The following is a 12,788-nucleotide window of genomic DNA, read 5'->3' as shown; positions in this document are numbered from 1 at the left end:
GTTAGAGCAACTGACAAAACTACTGTGCAGCCGCCAGGCGGGCGCGGCCGGTGCTCGGAATCGGCATGTACCACTCGTACACTCCGGTTCTGAGCGCGCCGTCCACACCCACCTGACGACTGCTCGCTACGTTTTGTTAGCCACTCTTGGCGCCGACTGTGCAGCCCGTCAGCCAGGCGGGCTGCGCCAGTTGGCGCAAGACGTACGCGGACACGCGGGTGTGTTTTCTCCGCACTGTCTGCATCCGGCTGACGACCGTGCACGCCAGTGCGGTCGTCAGGCTTGATGTGGAATGGCGAGGCGATGACACGTCTTGCTGTTTGCTGCAGATAACCGGGCAGATGGAGGCGGTTGTCGGCAGAGGGTCTGGTGCTGTCGGGAGGCGGAGCATCTGCGACCTCTCGACAGAGGAAGACCGGTGTTGCCCCACGCGAACCGGCTATGCTCGCTGCACTGGCCGGTACCCCAAGGAGAACAGGAATGCTCCGACTCGTCTGTATCGCGTTGTTGTTGTGCCTGAGCCTGAGTTCGGCGGCGCAGCAGCAAAAGGCACCCACGGTGTTGTTTCCCTCGCGCAACTACGCGCCGCCACCTGCCGCCCCAGGGCCGTTCGCAGAGCGCAAGCCGCTCAGGACAAACGACACCGCGACTCGGTTCAACGGACCCTCGGCTGCGGATCGCTGCATCGCACAGTGCAACAGCAGCGCCCGACAATGCCGCGCCGACCGACCCAGCGAGTCCAGTTGCAGCAGCAGGGCAGCACCGCGTGGAAAGCGCTGCGACGACGTACAGAATCCGGCGCAACGGGCCAACTGCATGGCGCAAGTCTTCGACTGCACCCAGCAGAGCGATGACAATCGCTGCGAACCGCGCAAGCTCGCCTGCCTGCGCGCCTGTACCAACTGACCCGAGAGCCCGCATGGCCGCTACGCTTTATCACACCCCCAGTACCGCCGCCCTGGTCGTCCATTGGCTGCTGATCGAACTGGACGTTGCCCACGTGCTGCATCCGCTGGATTTCGAGCGCGGCGAGCAAAAGGCGCCGGACTATCTGGCGCTCAACCCGGCCGGCGTGGTGCCGACGCTGGTGCTGGACGGTCAGGTGTTGACCGAAGCGGCCGCGATCGCCATGCACCTGGCCGATCTCTACCCGCAAGCCGGGTTGGCGCCGCCGGTCGGCACGCCCGAGCGTGCGGCGTACTACAAGTGGATGTTTTTCTGCGCCAATACCTTGCAGCCGGCCTATCGCGCCTGGTTCTACCCGCACGAGCCGGCCGGCGCTGCCCATGCCGATGCGGCGCAGGCCCAGGCACGCAACAGACTGGAAGCGGCCTGGACCCAGGTCGATGCGCATCTGCAGGAACACGGGCCCTATCTGCTCGGCCAAACGCTGTCGGCCGCCGATTTCATGCTGACCATGTTGATGCGCTGGTCGCGCAATATGCCGCGTGCGACCGATACCTGGCCGGCACTGAAAGCGCATGCGCAGCGGATGAAGGCCCGGCCGGCGTTCCAGGAAACCTACCGGCGCGAAGGCCTGACCGACTGGACCTGACTGCGGCGCGCACGCTAAAGCGAAGTGGTGCGTCGATAGCGCCGCTAGAGTCCGTTAGGTTATGCCCGCTGGGGTGTACGATCGCGCGACACACCAGAGAACAGGGGCTCTACCATGTTGCAGTCCGTATCCCGTCGCAAGCTGTTGCAATGCGCATGTTGCGCGCCGGTGGCCGCGGCCGCCGCGTCGTTGCCATTTTCGTTGCGCGCCGCGCCCAGCAAGAAAACCGATTTGAATGCCGAGCAGGCGCTGCAGACCCTGCGTGACGGCAACGCTGCATTTGTCGAGAACCGTCCTAAGAAGGTGATCTCCGACGGCAAGCGCCGCTTGGAACTGGCGCTGGGCCAGACCCCGTTCGTGATCCTGGTGTCGTGCTCGGATTCGCGCGTGCCGCCAGAACTGCTGTTCGGTCGCGGCCTGGGCGAGATGTTCATCGTTCGCAACGCCGGCAACACCGTCGATACCACGGCATTGGGTTCGATCGAATATGCGGTGAGCCAGCTCGGCGTGCCGTTGGTGGTGGTGATGGGCCACGAAAGCTGCGGCGCGGTTGCCGCCGCGGTGTCGGTGGTGGAGCAGGGCGCGTTCTTCCCCGGCGCGATCGGCGCCATGATCGAACCGATCGTCCCGGCCGTGCTGACCGCCAAGAAGAATGGCGGCGACGACCTGCTCGCAGCGTCGGTCAAGGCCAACGTCAAGCGCACGGTCGACCGCCTGCGCGGTGCTTCCGAACCCGCCTTGCTCGAACCGCTGAGCGCAGGCGCATGCCGCGTCGTGGGGGCTTACTACACCCTCAAGGACGGCAAGGTGGATTTCTTCGACGTCTGAGTCGGCGCATGAAAAGCGGCAGTAGCGATCCTCCACACGCCTGCCGACCGCCATCGTCATCGCCACAAAAAAAGCCGGCAGCAATGCCGGCTTTTTTGTGGCGATCTTCTGTGGACGCGGCGCCGATGCAGTACCGGCGCGGCAACGTTCGCAGGAGGCGACGGGTGCGTGTCTACACCCGTGCCGCCCGACATCGACGCGTCAGAACCACTCCAGCAACGACACGCCCAGGCCGATATAGGTGGCCTTGTGGTTGTAGTCGATCAGGCTTTCGCCATAGCCGTCGAACACCTGCACATGGCCACGCAGCAGGTTGGTGATGGGGAAGCCGTAATCCAGCTGCACCGAGCCATGCGAGCGGTCGCCGCCACGCAGCGAATGCCGCGCGATCAACGCAAATTCATGCCCATCCTTGTTGTAGACCAGGGTGGCATCGCCGCGACCCATGTAATCCTCGATGTCGGGATTATTGTCGTCGGCACGGTCTTCCTTGATGCGGAACCACGGGCGCAATGTCAGCGCCCAGTTCTCGCGATCCAGACCGATGTTGAGGATCACCCGGTTCCAGGAACGCGACAGCGGATCTTCGCGGCCGTTGGACATGTGGTTGAGGCTGATGCCGCTCATGCGGCCCTTCCAGCCGAACAGGCTGTAGTTGTTGCGAAACACCAGCATCGCTTCCGGCTCGTAATTGGTCTCGCGGAACGGGCGCGATGCATCGGAGTTATAGGCCTGCCACCGCGAGCTCTGGGTGTAGCCCATCCAGATGTCGCCGTTGTCGCCGAACAGGTCTTCGACCACCTTGGTCTTGAAGCTCAGCTGGAACTTCAGCTCGGCGCTGTCCAGCTGCTGCGGCGTGCTGACCGAGTTGGCCGGATTCGGCGATTGCGGGGTGCGGTTGGTGTCGCTGGTCCAGAACGCCGGCAGCAGATAGACCGGCTTGTAGCCACGCAGCTGAAACGTACCCAGCTTGGAGTCCTTGGCCAGTTCCCAGCGGCGATCCAGCAGCGAGCCGCGGCCGGCATTGGCGACCGCTTCTTCCTTCGGCTGCTGCTGGACGTCGGCGCGAAAGAAATCGCCCATACGGCTGCTCTTGGGGCTGTCTTCCGCCTTGGCAGCCTGCTTGGCCAATTGCGCTGCGGCATCTGCCTCCTGCACCGCCTGCGCGGTGTAGCCCAGCGCCTGGTCGTAACACGCCAGACGCGCGGCATCCGAGGTCACGGACGTGCAGGCCTGCGGCGATGCGGGTTGCGGAGCGATTTCCTGCCCATGCGCCAGCGGCGCGGCGGCCAGGGCGATCAGCATCAGGGGACGGGTGCGGTGCTTGGACATGGGCAGTCTGGCCGAGTGTAGGCGCCAGGCAGGCGCGTCAGGCGCGTAGCTTAACGGTCGCGTCTGCATACGCGATGTGTACACGGCGGCATAACATCTGCAGCGGGTCGACTAAACAGGTGTCGCGAGGCTCGCCAGGTCGCTGCTGCCGCGCGTTCTGCATGCTTGGAGCGACGGCGGCCGCGCCGGCTTGGGACCTTTAACTGCTGCGTCAGAAGAACCAGGCGATCGCAAACACGCCCAGCATGCACAGGCCCAGCGCCAGCTTGGTGGCCGTGCCGAGCATGATCCCAACCCAGGTGCCGAAGCCCACCTTGGTGGCCTGGCCGGTCTTGCGGGTCTGGTAGTACTCGCCCAGCCACGCGCCGGCAAACGGGCCGACGAACAAGCCGATCGGCATAAAGAAAATACCGGCGATGGCGCCGAGCACCGAGCCCCACATCGCCATCTTGCTGGCCCCCACGCGCTGCGCGCCGTACAGGGTGGCCAGGAAGTCGATGACAAAAGACAGCGCGGTGATCAACCCGAGGATCACCAGCGCGACCCAACCGACATGGGTGAACCCGTCGGCCCAGGCGGCCACCAGCAGCCCGGCAAAGACCAGCGGCAAGCCCGGCAGCGCGGGCAGGATGACGCCGGCAAGGCCCACCAGCACCAGCACGCCAGCCAGCACGTAATAAACGACAGTCGTGTCCATGATGGTTTAGAAATGTCCTATTTCAGGCTTTACAAGAATACGCAAGGGATGCTTGAAAATTGGTTTTGTGCGGGTTAAGTTGCAGCCGCTGCTGTTTGCAAAGGTCACCGTGAATCGTGGCCTGATGCGGTAGATCGCCCGATCCGCTACATCCTTGTACCTCGCTTCCTCCTTGCAATCACAGCTGCCACCGCCAGTCCATCACAGTGTCGTAGGGAGTCAGTCGAGATGTCCAATATCGAACGCGAGAATGGTGTCGTGAAGTGGTTCAACGATGCCAAGGGCTTTGGATTCATCAGTCGCGAAAACGGCGAAGACGTCTTCGTCCATTTCCGCGCCATCCAGATCCAGGGCTTCAAGAGTCTCAAGGAAGGTCAGAAGGTCAGTTTTACCGTCGTGCAAGGTCAAAAAGGCCTGCAGGCCGATGCGGTGCAGCTGGTCTGAGCCACTGCACCGGGGGTAATACCTCGCGCGCCCAGCAAAAAGGCCCGTTACCGGGCCTTTTTGCTGTCTGCACGTTGGCGGCAGCCGCTGCTCAGCGCAGTACCACCTTGCCGTTGACCACCCGCACGTAGGCGTTTTCGCGCACGCCGGCCAGGTCGCGCTGGTTCACCACGACCACGCGGCCATCGTCCATGCGCACCTGCACGTCGAAGCTGTCGCTGGTGACGTTGTTCTGGATGGCGTTGCCCGCCAGCGCGCCGGCGGCGGCACCGGCCACGGCCGACACATTCTTGTTGCCCTTGCTGCCGCCGGTTTCCTTGGAGATCTGGCGGCCGGCCACTGCGCCGACGATGCCGCCGAGCACCGCGCCGGTGCCGGTGGGGGCGGAGCGGGTGGGGCCGACTTCATCGATACGGGTCACGATGCCGCAATCCACGCAACGCGGCGCCGGCTGGGAATAGCCCTGGTCGTAGCCACGGTCGCCGCGATAGCTGCCGTACTGGGGCTGGGACGTGGCACAGCCGACCAGTGTCGCGGTTGCAGCCAGGCCAATAACAAGCAGTCGGGTCTTCATGAGTTATCTCCGGAGGGTTCTGAAGGCGGTCAGGGCCGCGGCGACGTCATCCTGTGTTGGTCCAGGTGAACGGTCTGCCAACTGGATCACTCCAGGCTTAACGAAACCCGAGCGCCGCCTTCATCCAACCTCATCGAAAGTCGCGGTGACACGCCTCGCAGGCCTCTGAAATCTGCCGTTTGATCGGCACGAACGCGGCGCAGCTGGACGGCGCGCTGCGCTGCGCCTGCTCCAGAGCGACACGCAGTGCCTGGGCATGTTCGCCGAAGCGGCGGTCCTCGCCGATCTGTGGAAATGCCGGTTCCAGTTCGTCGGCCAGCAAGCGCAGCGATTGCAGCCGCGCCAGTTGCTGCGAGGGTGTGCAGACGGCGCCCGGCGTCGGCTGCAATGCGCGCAATTGGTAGTCCAGCACGTGCATCAGGCTGTCGGGTACCGGGTCGCGCCGCGCCTGCAGCACGCGCGCCACCATCACGGTTGTGATCAGCCCGATCAACACACCCAGCACCAGCATGAAGGCGTAACGGGCTGCGCGGGATTGGTTGGGAGGTGTGGCGGACATGGCGAGCTGCTCCGGCAGGAAGGCGTGCGATGGGGCGGACGCGCGGGAGGTGGCGCGCGTAAAATAGGCCGATGAAAGCACAATGGCGTGAACGCTTTGCCGGTATCGACCGGCTGTATGGAGTCGGCACGGTGGAGCGGTTGTCCGCCTGCCGCGTGGCAGTGGTCGGCATGGGCGGGGTGGGCTCGTGGGTGGTGGAGGCGCTGGCACGGACCGGCGTCGGGCATCTGCGCCTGATCGATGCCGACGACCTGTGCGTGTCCAACACCAATCGGCAATTGCCGGCATTGGCCGGGCAGTACGGGCGCAACAAGGCGCGGGCCATGGCCGAGCGCTGCGTGGCGATCAACCCGGAGATCGAGGTCGATGCGGTGGAGGCGTTTCTCACCACCGGCAATATCGAAACGCTGCTGGGCGATGGCCTGGATCTGGTGATCGATGCCTGCGACAGTTTCCGGGTCAAAGTGGAAACCATCGCCTGGTGCCGCCGTCGCAAGCTGCCGCTGCTGACCGTGGGCGCCGCCGGCGGGCGCACCGATCCCACCCTGGTGCGCGTGCGCGATGTCTCGCGCACCGAACACGATGCGATGCTGGCGCTGATCCGCAAGAAGCTGCGTAGCGATTTCAATTTTCCCAAGAATGCGCAGCGCTATTTCGGCGTGCCGGCGGTGTACTCGCTGGAAAACGTCAAATACCCGCAGGCCGACGGCAGCGTGTGCGGCATTCGCCCACAGCTCGATGCCGATGCCACGCTCAAGCTGGATTGCGGTGCCGGGCTGGGCGCGGCCACGCATATCACCGGCACGTTCGCGTTTGTGGCGGTGGGCAAGGCGCTGGAGATGTTGCTCAAGCCCAAGGCCGCTGCGTCCAAGCCAGTAGCCGAGGTTGCTGCCGCGTCGCCATAACTGCACGCGCGCGCTGCGGCGGCAGCTGGCCTATCAGCCCGGCAAGCCGAACAAGGCGCGCGCGTTGGCCGTGGTTTGCGTGGCGATATGGTCGGCGTCTTCGCCGCGCAGCTGCGCAATGCACGCCAACACCGTGCGCAGAGCGGCCGGCTCGTTGCGCGCACCACGGATGCTGGCATCGGGTTGATCGGGTGCGTCGGTTTCCAGCAGCAGGTGCTGCAATGGCATGGTTGCGGCCAGGCCGCGCAGGCGATTGGCGCGTGGGTAGGTGACCGGGCCGCCCAGGCCGATCATGAAATCCAGCTTCCACAACTGCTGCGCCTGCTCGGGGCTGCCGGCAAAGCTGTGCACCACGCCACGCAGGCCGCCAATGGCCTTGATGCGCGCGATGACTTCTTCGGTGGCGCGGCGCGCGTGCACGATCAGCGGCAGGTCGAAGCGTTTGGCCAGGCGCAATTGCCCGTCGAAATAGTCGCGCTGGGCCTGCGCGTCCAGGCCCTCCAGATAGAAATCCAGCCCGCATTCGCCGATCGCGCAGGGGCGCTCGCGTTCGATCCACTCGGCCAGCAGTTCCAGATGTTCGGGGCGGTGCTGATCGAGAAAGATCGGATGCAGGCCATAGGCCGGATGCAGGCCCGGAGCCTGCGTGCACACTGCGCGCAGGTTCGGCCAGCTGGCCGCGGTGATCGCCGGTACCACTTGTTGCACGACGCCGGCCGCGCGCGCGCGGGCAACCACCGCAGCGCGGTCGTGGTCGAATTCGCTGGCGTCCAGATGGCAATGGCTGTCGATCAACTCCATCAGTGGCGGCGCACCGGTGCCGGCAGCGGCGCCTTGCGGGTTTTCCAATTCGCCAGCAGCAGCGTGGTCAGGCCGAACAGCAGTTCGTCTAACAACGGGACTGGGTCGGGCAACGCTACATCGACCAAAAACAACGCCGCAGCCAGCTTGAACAGCGTGGGGTAGCGCAGCTTGGCCGCCCAGTCCAGGGCACGTGCGGTCAGAGGATTTCGCATGCGAGAGCTCCGGCTGTTAGAAGTGCATGAAGTAACCGCTAGCTGAACTTAACCGCGGCGTTCATGAGCGAGGGCGTTTTCGTTCAGGGTTCACGTGCTGGAATCACGCCGTCAACAACGCGGCACGTCCGCAGGGAGCTGGTCATGAAGAGCAACACGACAACTATACTGGTCGCTGCCGGTGCCTTGCTGGTAGGAGGCGTGGCCACTGCCGCCTTCATGAATAACCGTCCGTCGTCGGGCGACTTCGTCGCCAACGGCCAGCCGGCGCCGCGCGGTCTGGAATACGCCGACGTGGTCAAGGTCGCACCGATCACCCAGCGCGAGCCGCAGTACGCGCAGGTCGTCAACAGCGCTGCAATCCGCGAAACCACCACCAGTTCCTCGCCGCGCGAAGTATGCCGCGACGTGGTGGTGCAGGAACGTCTGCCCGAGCGCGATGGCAACGTCGGCGGCACCGTCGCAGGCGCCGTCATCGGTGGCCTGCTGGGCAACCAGGTGGGTGGCGGTAATGGCCGCAAGCTGGCGACTGTTGCCGGCGCTGTCGGTGGTGGCATGGTCGGCAATCGTGTGGACCGCAACCATGTCGGTGGCCGCGTGGTGGATCGCACCGAGCGTCAGTGCCATACCGAAAACGCCAATTCGAGCTCGTCGCGTGTGGTGGGCTACGACGTGACCTACCGCAATGCCGACGGCACCACCGGCACTATGCGTATGGACAGCAAGCCGGGCGAGCGCATTTCGCTGGGCGATGCCGACAACGTGGTGGCCTACGACGTGACCTACCGCTACGACGGTTTCGAAAAGACCGTGCGGATGAACGACAAGCCGGCGAGCGATCGTCTGGCCGTGGTCGATGGTCAGCTGGTGACTCAGACCGCCTCGACGGCGGGCGATCCCGGCACCCGTCAGGACGCGGTGAGCAGCCGTCAGTAATCCGCAAGGATCGACATCACTGCAACGAGAGAGCCGGCATTGCCGGCTCTTTTCGTTTCAGCCCAGCGAGCTGCCGCACGCACACCACGATGCTGGGCCGGGAACTGGCAGATAATCGCCGCTTCTCCTGTGGTGGAAACCAGCATGCCGGTGCGTCCCGATGATCTGTTCGATGTACGAGCGCTGCTGACCGACGAGGAGCGGGCGGTGCAGGATGCCGTCGCGCGTTTTACCGATGCCCGGGTACTGCCGGCGATCGGCGATGCCTTCGATGCGGGGCGGTTCCCACGCGAGTGGGTGCCGGAACTGGCGCAGCTGGGATTGCTGGGCGCCAGCCTGCCGGTCGGCGATGGCGGTGCGGGTCTGGGGGCGGTGTCTTACGGATTGATTTGCCAGGAACTGGAGCGTGGCGACAGCGGTTTGCGCAGTTTCGTCAGCGTGCAGTCCTCGCTGTGTATGTATCCTATCCATGCCTATGGCAGCGACGCGCAACGCCAACGCTGGTTGCCGGAGATGGCCGCCGGCCGCGTGATCGGCTGCTTCGGCCTGAGCGAGGCGCAGGGCGGCTCGGACCCGGCGGCGATGACCACCCGTGCGGTGCGCGATGGCGACGGCTGGCGCTTGAACGGCGCCAAGATGTGGATCACCAACGGCAGCATCGCCAGCCTGGCCATCATCTGGGCGCATACCGACGATGGCGTGTGCGGTTTTCTGGTCGACACCGACAGCCCCGGGTTCAGTGCGCAGGACATCACCCACAAGATGAGCCTGCGCGCATCGGTCACTTCGGCGCTGTTCCTGGATAACGTGTTCGTGCCCGAGCAGATGCGCCTGCCGAACGCGGCCGGGTTGAAGGCGCCGTTGAGCTGCCTCAACCAGGCGCGTTACGGCATTGCCTGGGGCGCCATCGGCGCAGCGGTGGCCTGCCTGCGCGAGGCGCTGGCCTACGCGGGCGAGCGCATCCTGTTCGGCCGGCCGCTGGCGGCCACCCAGAGCGCGCAGATCAAGCTGGCCGACATGGCGCGACGGATCTCCACCGCACAGCTGCTGGCGCTGCAGCTTGGCCGTTTGAAGGAGGCCGGGACGTTGCGGCCGGAACAGATCTCGCTGGCAAAGTGGAATAATTGCCGCATGGCGCTGGACGTGGCACGCGAGTGTCGCGACCTGCTGGGGGCGGCCGGCATCACCACCGAACATGTGGCGATCCGGCATGCGCTCAACCTGGAATCGGTGATTACGTACGAGGGCACCGAAACCGTGCATCAGCTGGTGGTGGGACGTGCGCTGACGGGACTCAACGCGTTTTAACGAGGAGTAGGTGTTGATCGGCAAGGATGTGATGCGGCGCCTACGCGGCGTCTTCTGGACGGTGTGCGGGATCTGCGCGATTGCCGCAATTGCGATACCGCCGGCGCAGGCAAACGAGGCGCCGAGCATGGCGCCGGCACCGGCATGGGTGGTCGCCGATGCGGTGCCCGACAGCGTGCCGGGCGCGAGCGGATTGCGCTATGAACTGGTCTCCGATCAGGTCGATCTGACCGGCCCTGCGGCGCGCGCGTATCGGCGGCTGAGTTATACGGTGCAGCGGGCCAAGAGTCTGGACGAGGCCGGGCAGATCTCCATCGACTACCAGCCGCAGTATCAGACGTTGCAGCTCAACAGCCTGGATGTCTGGCGCGCGGGCCAGCGCATCGACATGCGTAGCCGCGCGCATTACGCCAAGCTACGCCGCGAAAGCGGCCTGGAAGAAGGCTTGATCGATGGCGCGCTGACGCTGTCGATCACTTTGCCGGACCTGCGCGTCGGCGACCGGGTGGATTACGGGGTGACCATCACCGGCAGCAACCCGGTGTTCGGCAAGGGCTATTACGACATCTTCGATGCGCGCTACGGCGTGCCGCTGGGCGAACGCCGGATTCGTGTGCGTTATCCCGCCGACATGGCCTTGCAGTGGCGCATCAGCGCGCCAGGCTTCAGCCGCAATGTCAGCAGTGCCGATGGGGTCACGCTGTTGAACATCGGGGCAAGCAATATCGCCGCGGTGCAGGAGGAAAAAGGCGCTCCCGACGATGTGGACCCGTATGGCGTGATCGAAGTGTCCACTGCCGGCAACTGGGCGAATGTGGCCGCATGGGCCGCGCAGTTGTATCCGGATGCGTTCAAGGATGCGCAGGTGGCCGCCAGCATGAGGCAGAGCCTGCGGCTGCACAGCGACGATGCGCAGGGCGCATTGTTGCGCGCGGTGGCCTTCGTGCAGGGCGAGATCCGCTACGTCGGCCTGGACATGGGCGAAAACTCGCACGCGCCGCATGCGCCGGAAGTGACGTTGCGCAACCGCTACGGCGACTGCAAGGACAAGGCGACCTTGTTGATTGCGTTGTTGCAGCTGGCCGGCATCCGCGCCGAACCAGTGCTGGTCAGCAGCGACAAGGGCGCCGCACTGGACAAGCGCCTGCCCAGCCCCTACGCCTTCGACCATGTGGTGGTGCGCGCACATCTGCCGCAGGGCGATGTGTGGGTAGATGCCACGCGCGACCGCGAGGACGGCCCGCTTGCGCAGCGTCGGCCGCTGCCCTTCGTACGTGGATTGCCGGTCCTGGCCGGGCAGGACGCCCTGGTCGACGTGCCGGCACCGATGCCGACCTTGCCGCAGGTCGAGGTCATCGAAGACATCGTGATTTCGCTGCGCAAACCGCAGCGCGTCGCCACTTTCAGCGTGGACACCACGTATCGGCAGGGACGCGGTGAGCGGGTGACATCGAGCTTCGAAAACGATGGCGCGCAAGCGATGGGCGAGCGCTATCTGGAGTTCATGCAGCAGTACTACACCGCGCTGACACAGGTCGATGCGCCGACCATCGACGATAGCGATGCATTGAATGTGCGCACGCACGAAACCTATCGGCTGGAATGGCCGGTGGCAGAAGGCGACGAAGTGGGTTTTCCGCTGTTTCAGCTCGGCGACTGGATGGATAGCTTGCCCAAGGAGGCGCGCAAGAGCCCGTTGGTGCTGCGCGGGCCGCAGCTGGCGCGGCAGACCGTGCGCGTGCAGAGCGACCCGGTGACGAAAGTGGATGCAGACACGCAGAGCGTGAGCAACCCCTGGTTTCGCTTCTCGCGCACGATCGCGATGCGCGATGGGCGCATTGAAATTGTCGGCGAATGGCAGCGTTTTACCGACCGCATTCCCGCTAACGGGGTGGAGCGTGCGGCGGCCGATATGGAGCGTGCGCGCGACCTGCTGTACTTCAATCACGACCTCAAGCCGCAGCGGCGCAAGCAACCGACCGATTGGCGGGCGCTGAGCTATCCGCTGGTCGGGTTGCTGGCCTTGATCGTGCTGGTGCTGGGTTGCCTGGCCTGGTGGCGTGGCGGTGGGCTGGGCGGGCTGCTGTTCGACCCGCACGGCACGGCGCAGCGCATGCCACAGCAGGTTGGGCTGCAGCGCAGTGCCTGGGCGGTGTTTGCCGTGACCACGCTGGTGTCGGCGTGGATGTGGCTGCATGCGCTGCCATGGTGGATGCAGCTGGTCGGTGCTCTGGCCGTGGGCGCGGTGCTGGTGCTGGGCTGCGTGCTGCTCAAACAATTGTTGCGCTGGATGGGTGGCGCGGCGCAGGTCGCGCGGCTGCTGCCGGCAATGGCGGGCAGCGTCTTGCCATGGCTGGTGTGCGTGCTCGCCGGGCTGGTGGCGCTCAAGGGCAAGCCGGCCCTGCTGCAGAGCGGTGCCAGCGATCCGGCCGGCATGGCGCAGTTGTCGATGTGCGTGCTGCTGTTGATGCTCGGCGGCCTGTGGTGGTCGGTGTGCTCGGTGCAGGCCGTTGCCGGTGCCACCGGGTGCGGACGCACGCGCGCCTTCGGTGCCTGGGCGTTGACGCTGTCGCTGCTGGGTGTGGTGGTCGCTGTGCTGGGCGTACCGGTGGCGATCGTGGCGACGGGGTGAGA

At 65.2% G+C, this 12,788-nt stretch carries 14 protein-coding genes and 1 other RNA gene; 8 read left to right on the top strand and 7 right to left on the bottom strand.

Annotated elements, in window-relative coordinates:
* Window positions 1–65: 65 nt before the first annotated feature.
* From ABQZ00_RS12510 to ABQZ00_RS12500, 3 genes are all read left to right on the top strand, one after another.
* Window positions 66–142: non-coding RNA, sX9 sRNA (locus tag ABQZ00_RS12510), on the top strand.
* Between the two features lie 777 nt (window positions 143–919).
* Complete coding sequence (locus ABQZ00_RS12505; RefSeq protein WP_323538188.1) at window positions 920–1,555, top strand: glutathione S-transferase family protein; 636 nt, start codon at window positions 920–922, stop codon at window positions 1,553–1,555.
* A gap of 189 nt (window positions 1,556–1,744) precedes the next feature.
* Window positions 1,745–2,383 carry a carbonic anhydrase gene (locus tag ABQZ00_RS12500; protein ID WP_193552589.1) on the top strand — a complete coding sequence of 213 codons (639 nt, stop codon included), beginning with the start codon at window positions 1,745–1,747 and terminating at the stop codon, window positions 2,381–2,383.
* 201 nt (window positions 2,384–2,584) lie between these two features.
* On the opposite strand, the gene ABQZ00_RS12495 is transcribed toward ABQZ00_RS12500, so the two are convergent.
* Both ABQZ00_RS12495 and ABQZ00_RS12490 read right to left on the bottom strand, forming a co-directional pair.
* On the bottom strand, window positions 2,585–3,715 hold the full coding sequence (locus ABQZ00_RS12495; protein WP_311240447.1) for a phospholipase A: 1,131 nt from the start codon (window positions 3,713–3,715) through the stop codon (window positions 2,585–2,587).
* A 211-nt stretch (window positions 3,716–3,926) separates the two neighbouring features.
* Window positions 3,927–4,412 (bottom strand): DUF456 domain-containing protein, encoded by a 486-nt coding sequence (locus ABQZ00_RS12490; RefSeq protein ID WP_115553414.1) that lies wholly within the window; start codon window positions 4,410–4,412, stop codon window positions 3,927–3,929.
* Between the two features lie 228 nt (window positions 4,413–4,640).
* Between ABQZ00_RS12490 and ABQZ00_RS12485 the strand changes: the two genes are divergently transcribed.
* Window positions 4,641–4,856: a cold-shock protein gene (locus ABQZ00_RS12485; protein WP_055844995.1), complete on the top strand. Its 216-nt coding sequence runs from the start codon at window positions 4,641–4,643 to the stop codon at window positions 4,854–4,856.
* A 91-nt stretch (window positions 4,857–4,947) separates the two neighbouring features.
* On the opposite strand, the gene ABQZ00_RS12480 is transcribed toward ABQZ00_RS12485, so the two are convergent.
* On the bottom strand, window positions 4,948–5,430 hold the full coding sequence (locus ABQZ00_RS12480; RefSeq protein WP_055844992.1) for a glycine zipper 2TM domain-containing protein: 483 nt from the start codon (window positions 5,428–5,430) through the stop codon (window positions 4,948–4,950).
* 130 nt (window positions 5,431–5,560) lie between these two features.
* Entirely contained in the window at window positions 5,561–5,989 is a 429-nt protein-coding gene (locus ABQZ00_RS12475) for a hypothetical protein (protein WP_323538189.1), read from the bottom strand.
* Window positions 5,990–6,060: 71 nt separating this feature from the next.
* Between ABQZ00_RS12475 and ABQZ00_RS12470 the strand changes: the two genes are divergently transcribed.
* Window positions 6,061–6,894 carry a tRNA threonylcarbamoyladenosine dehydratase gene (locus ABQZ00_RS12470; RefSeq protein WP_323538190.1) on the top strand — a complete coding sequence of 278 codons (834 nt, stop codon included), beginning with the start codon at window positions 6,061–6,063 and terminating at the stop codon, window positions 6,892–6,894.
* Between the two features lie 33 nt (window positions 6,895–6,927).
* Here ABQZ00_RS12470 and ABQZ00_RS12465 read toward each other — a convergent pair whose 3' ends face one another.
* Window positions 6,928–7,695 carry a TatD family hydrolase gene (locus tag ABQZ00_RS12465; RefSeq protein ID WP_323538356.1) on the bottom strand — a complete coding sequence of 256 codons (768 nt, stop codon included), beginning with the start codon at window positions 7,693–7,695 and terminating at the stop codon, window positions 6,928–6,930.
* The gene (locus tag ABQZ00_RS12460) at window positions 7,695–7,910 is read right to left on the bottom strand and encodes a DUF6116 family protein (RefSeq protein ID WP_323538191.1); all 216 of its coding nucleotides are present in this window, start codon (window positions 7,908–7,910) and stop codon (window positions 7,695–7,697) included. Before ABQZ00_RS12460 ends, ABQZ00_RS12465 begins: the two co-directional genes overlap by 1 nt.
* A 144-nt stretch (window positions 7,911–8,054) precedes the next feature.
* Between ABQZ00_RS12460 and ABQZ00_RS12455 the strand changes: the two genes are divergently transcribed.
* A complete protein-coding gene (locus ABQZ00_RS12455) occupies window positions 8,055–8,846 on the top strand; it encodes a glycine zipper 2TM domain-containing protein (protein ID WP_323517239.1) in 792 nt (263 codons plus the stop codon).
* On the opposite strand, the gene ABQZ00_RS12450 is transcribed toward ABQZ00_RS12455, so the two are convergent.
* Window positions 8,840–8,992 (bottom strand): hypothetical protein, encoded by a 153-nt coding sequence (locus ABQZ00_RS12450; RefSeq protein WP_323517237.1) that lies wholly within the window; start codon window positions 8,990–8,992, stop codon window positions 8,840–8,842. The genes ABQZ00_RS12455 and ABQZ00_RS12450 overlap by 7 nt on opposite strands.
* On the opposite strand from ABQZ00_RS12450, the gene ABQZ00_RS12445 reads away from it, so the two are divergent.
* A complete protein-coding gene (locus ABQZ00_RS12445) occupies window positions 8,979–10,154 on the top strand; it encodes an acyl-CoA dehydrogenase family protein (protein ID WP_311240450.1) in 1,176 nt (391 codons plus the stop codon). The two genes, ABQZ00_RS12450 and ABQZ00_RS12445, sit on opposite strands and share 14 nt — an antisense overlap.
* An 88-nt stretch (window positions 10,155–10,242) precedes the next feature.
* Window positions 10,243–12,786 carry a DUF3857 domain-containing protein gene (locus ABQZ00_RS12440; protein WP_323538357.1) on the top strand — a complete coding sequence of 848 codons (2,544 nt, stop codon included), beginning with the start codon at window positions 10,243–10,245 and terminating at the stop codon, window positions 12,784–12,786.
* Window positions 12,787–12,788: the final 2 nt, after the last annotated feature.

It is taken from the genome of Xanthomonas sp. WHRI 10204, from assembly GCF_040202875.1.
Classification (GTDB): Bacteria; Pseudomonadota; Gammaproteobacteria; order Xanthomonadales; family Xanthomonadaceae; genus Xanthomonas.
Note: the sequence above shows the minus strand (reverse complement) of the source record. Positions and strands in the feature narration are given on the sequence as shown.

Bases quoted from the DNA above. Each gene is read 5' to 3' on its own strand.
- ABQZ00_RS12505 (WP_323538188.1), top strand. From the start codon at position 920: ATGGCCGCTACGCTTTATCACACCCCCAGTACCGCCGCCCTGGTCGTC.
- ABQZ00_RS12495 (WP_311240447.1), bottom strand. From the start codon at position 3,715: ATGTCCAAGCACCGCACCCGTCCCCTGATGCTGATCGCCCTGGCCGCC.
- ABQZ00_RS12490 (WP_115553414.1), bottom strand. From the start codon at position 4,412: ATGGACACGACTGTCGTTTATTACGTGCTGGCTGGCGTGCTGGTGCTG.
- ABQZ00_RS12485 (WP_055844995.1), top strand. From the start codon at position 4,641: ATGTCCAATATCGAACGCGAGAATGGTGTCGTGAAGTGGTTCAACGAT.
- ABQZ00_RS12480 (WP_055844992.1), bottom strand. From the start codon at position 5,430: ATGAAGACCCGACTGCTTGTTATTGGCCTGGCTGCAACCGCGACACTG.
- ABQZ00_RS12475 (WP_323538189.1), bottom strand. From the start codon at position 5,989: ATGTCCGCCACACCTCCCAACCAATCCCGCGCAGCCCGTTACGCCTTC.
- ABQZ00_RS12470 (WP_323538190.1), top strand. From the start codon at position 6,061: ATGAAAGCACAATGGCGTGAACGCTTTGCCGGTATCGACCGGCTGTAT.
- ABQZ00_RS12465 (WP_323538356.1), bottom strand. From the start codon at position 7,695: ATGGAGTTGATCGACAGCCATTGCCATCTGGACGCCAGCGAATTCGAC.
- ABQZ00_RS12460 (WP_323538191.1), bottom strand. From the start codon at position 7,910: ATGCGAAATCCTCTGACCGCACGTGCCCTGGACTGGGCGGCCAAGCTG.
- ABQZ00_RS12455 (WP_323517239.1), top strand. From the start codon at position 8,055: ATGAAGAGCAACACGACAACTATACTGGTCGCTGCCGGTGCCTTGCTG.
- ABQZ00_RS12450 (WP_323517237.1), bottom strand. From the start codon at position 8,992: ATGCTGGTTTCCACCACAGGAGAAGCGGCGATTATCTGCCAGTTCCCG.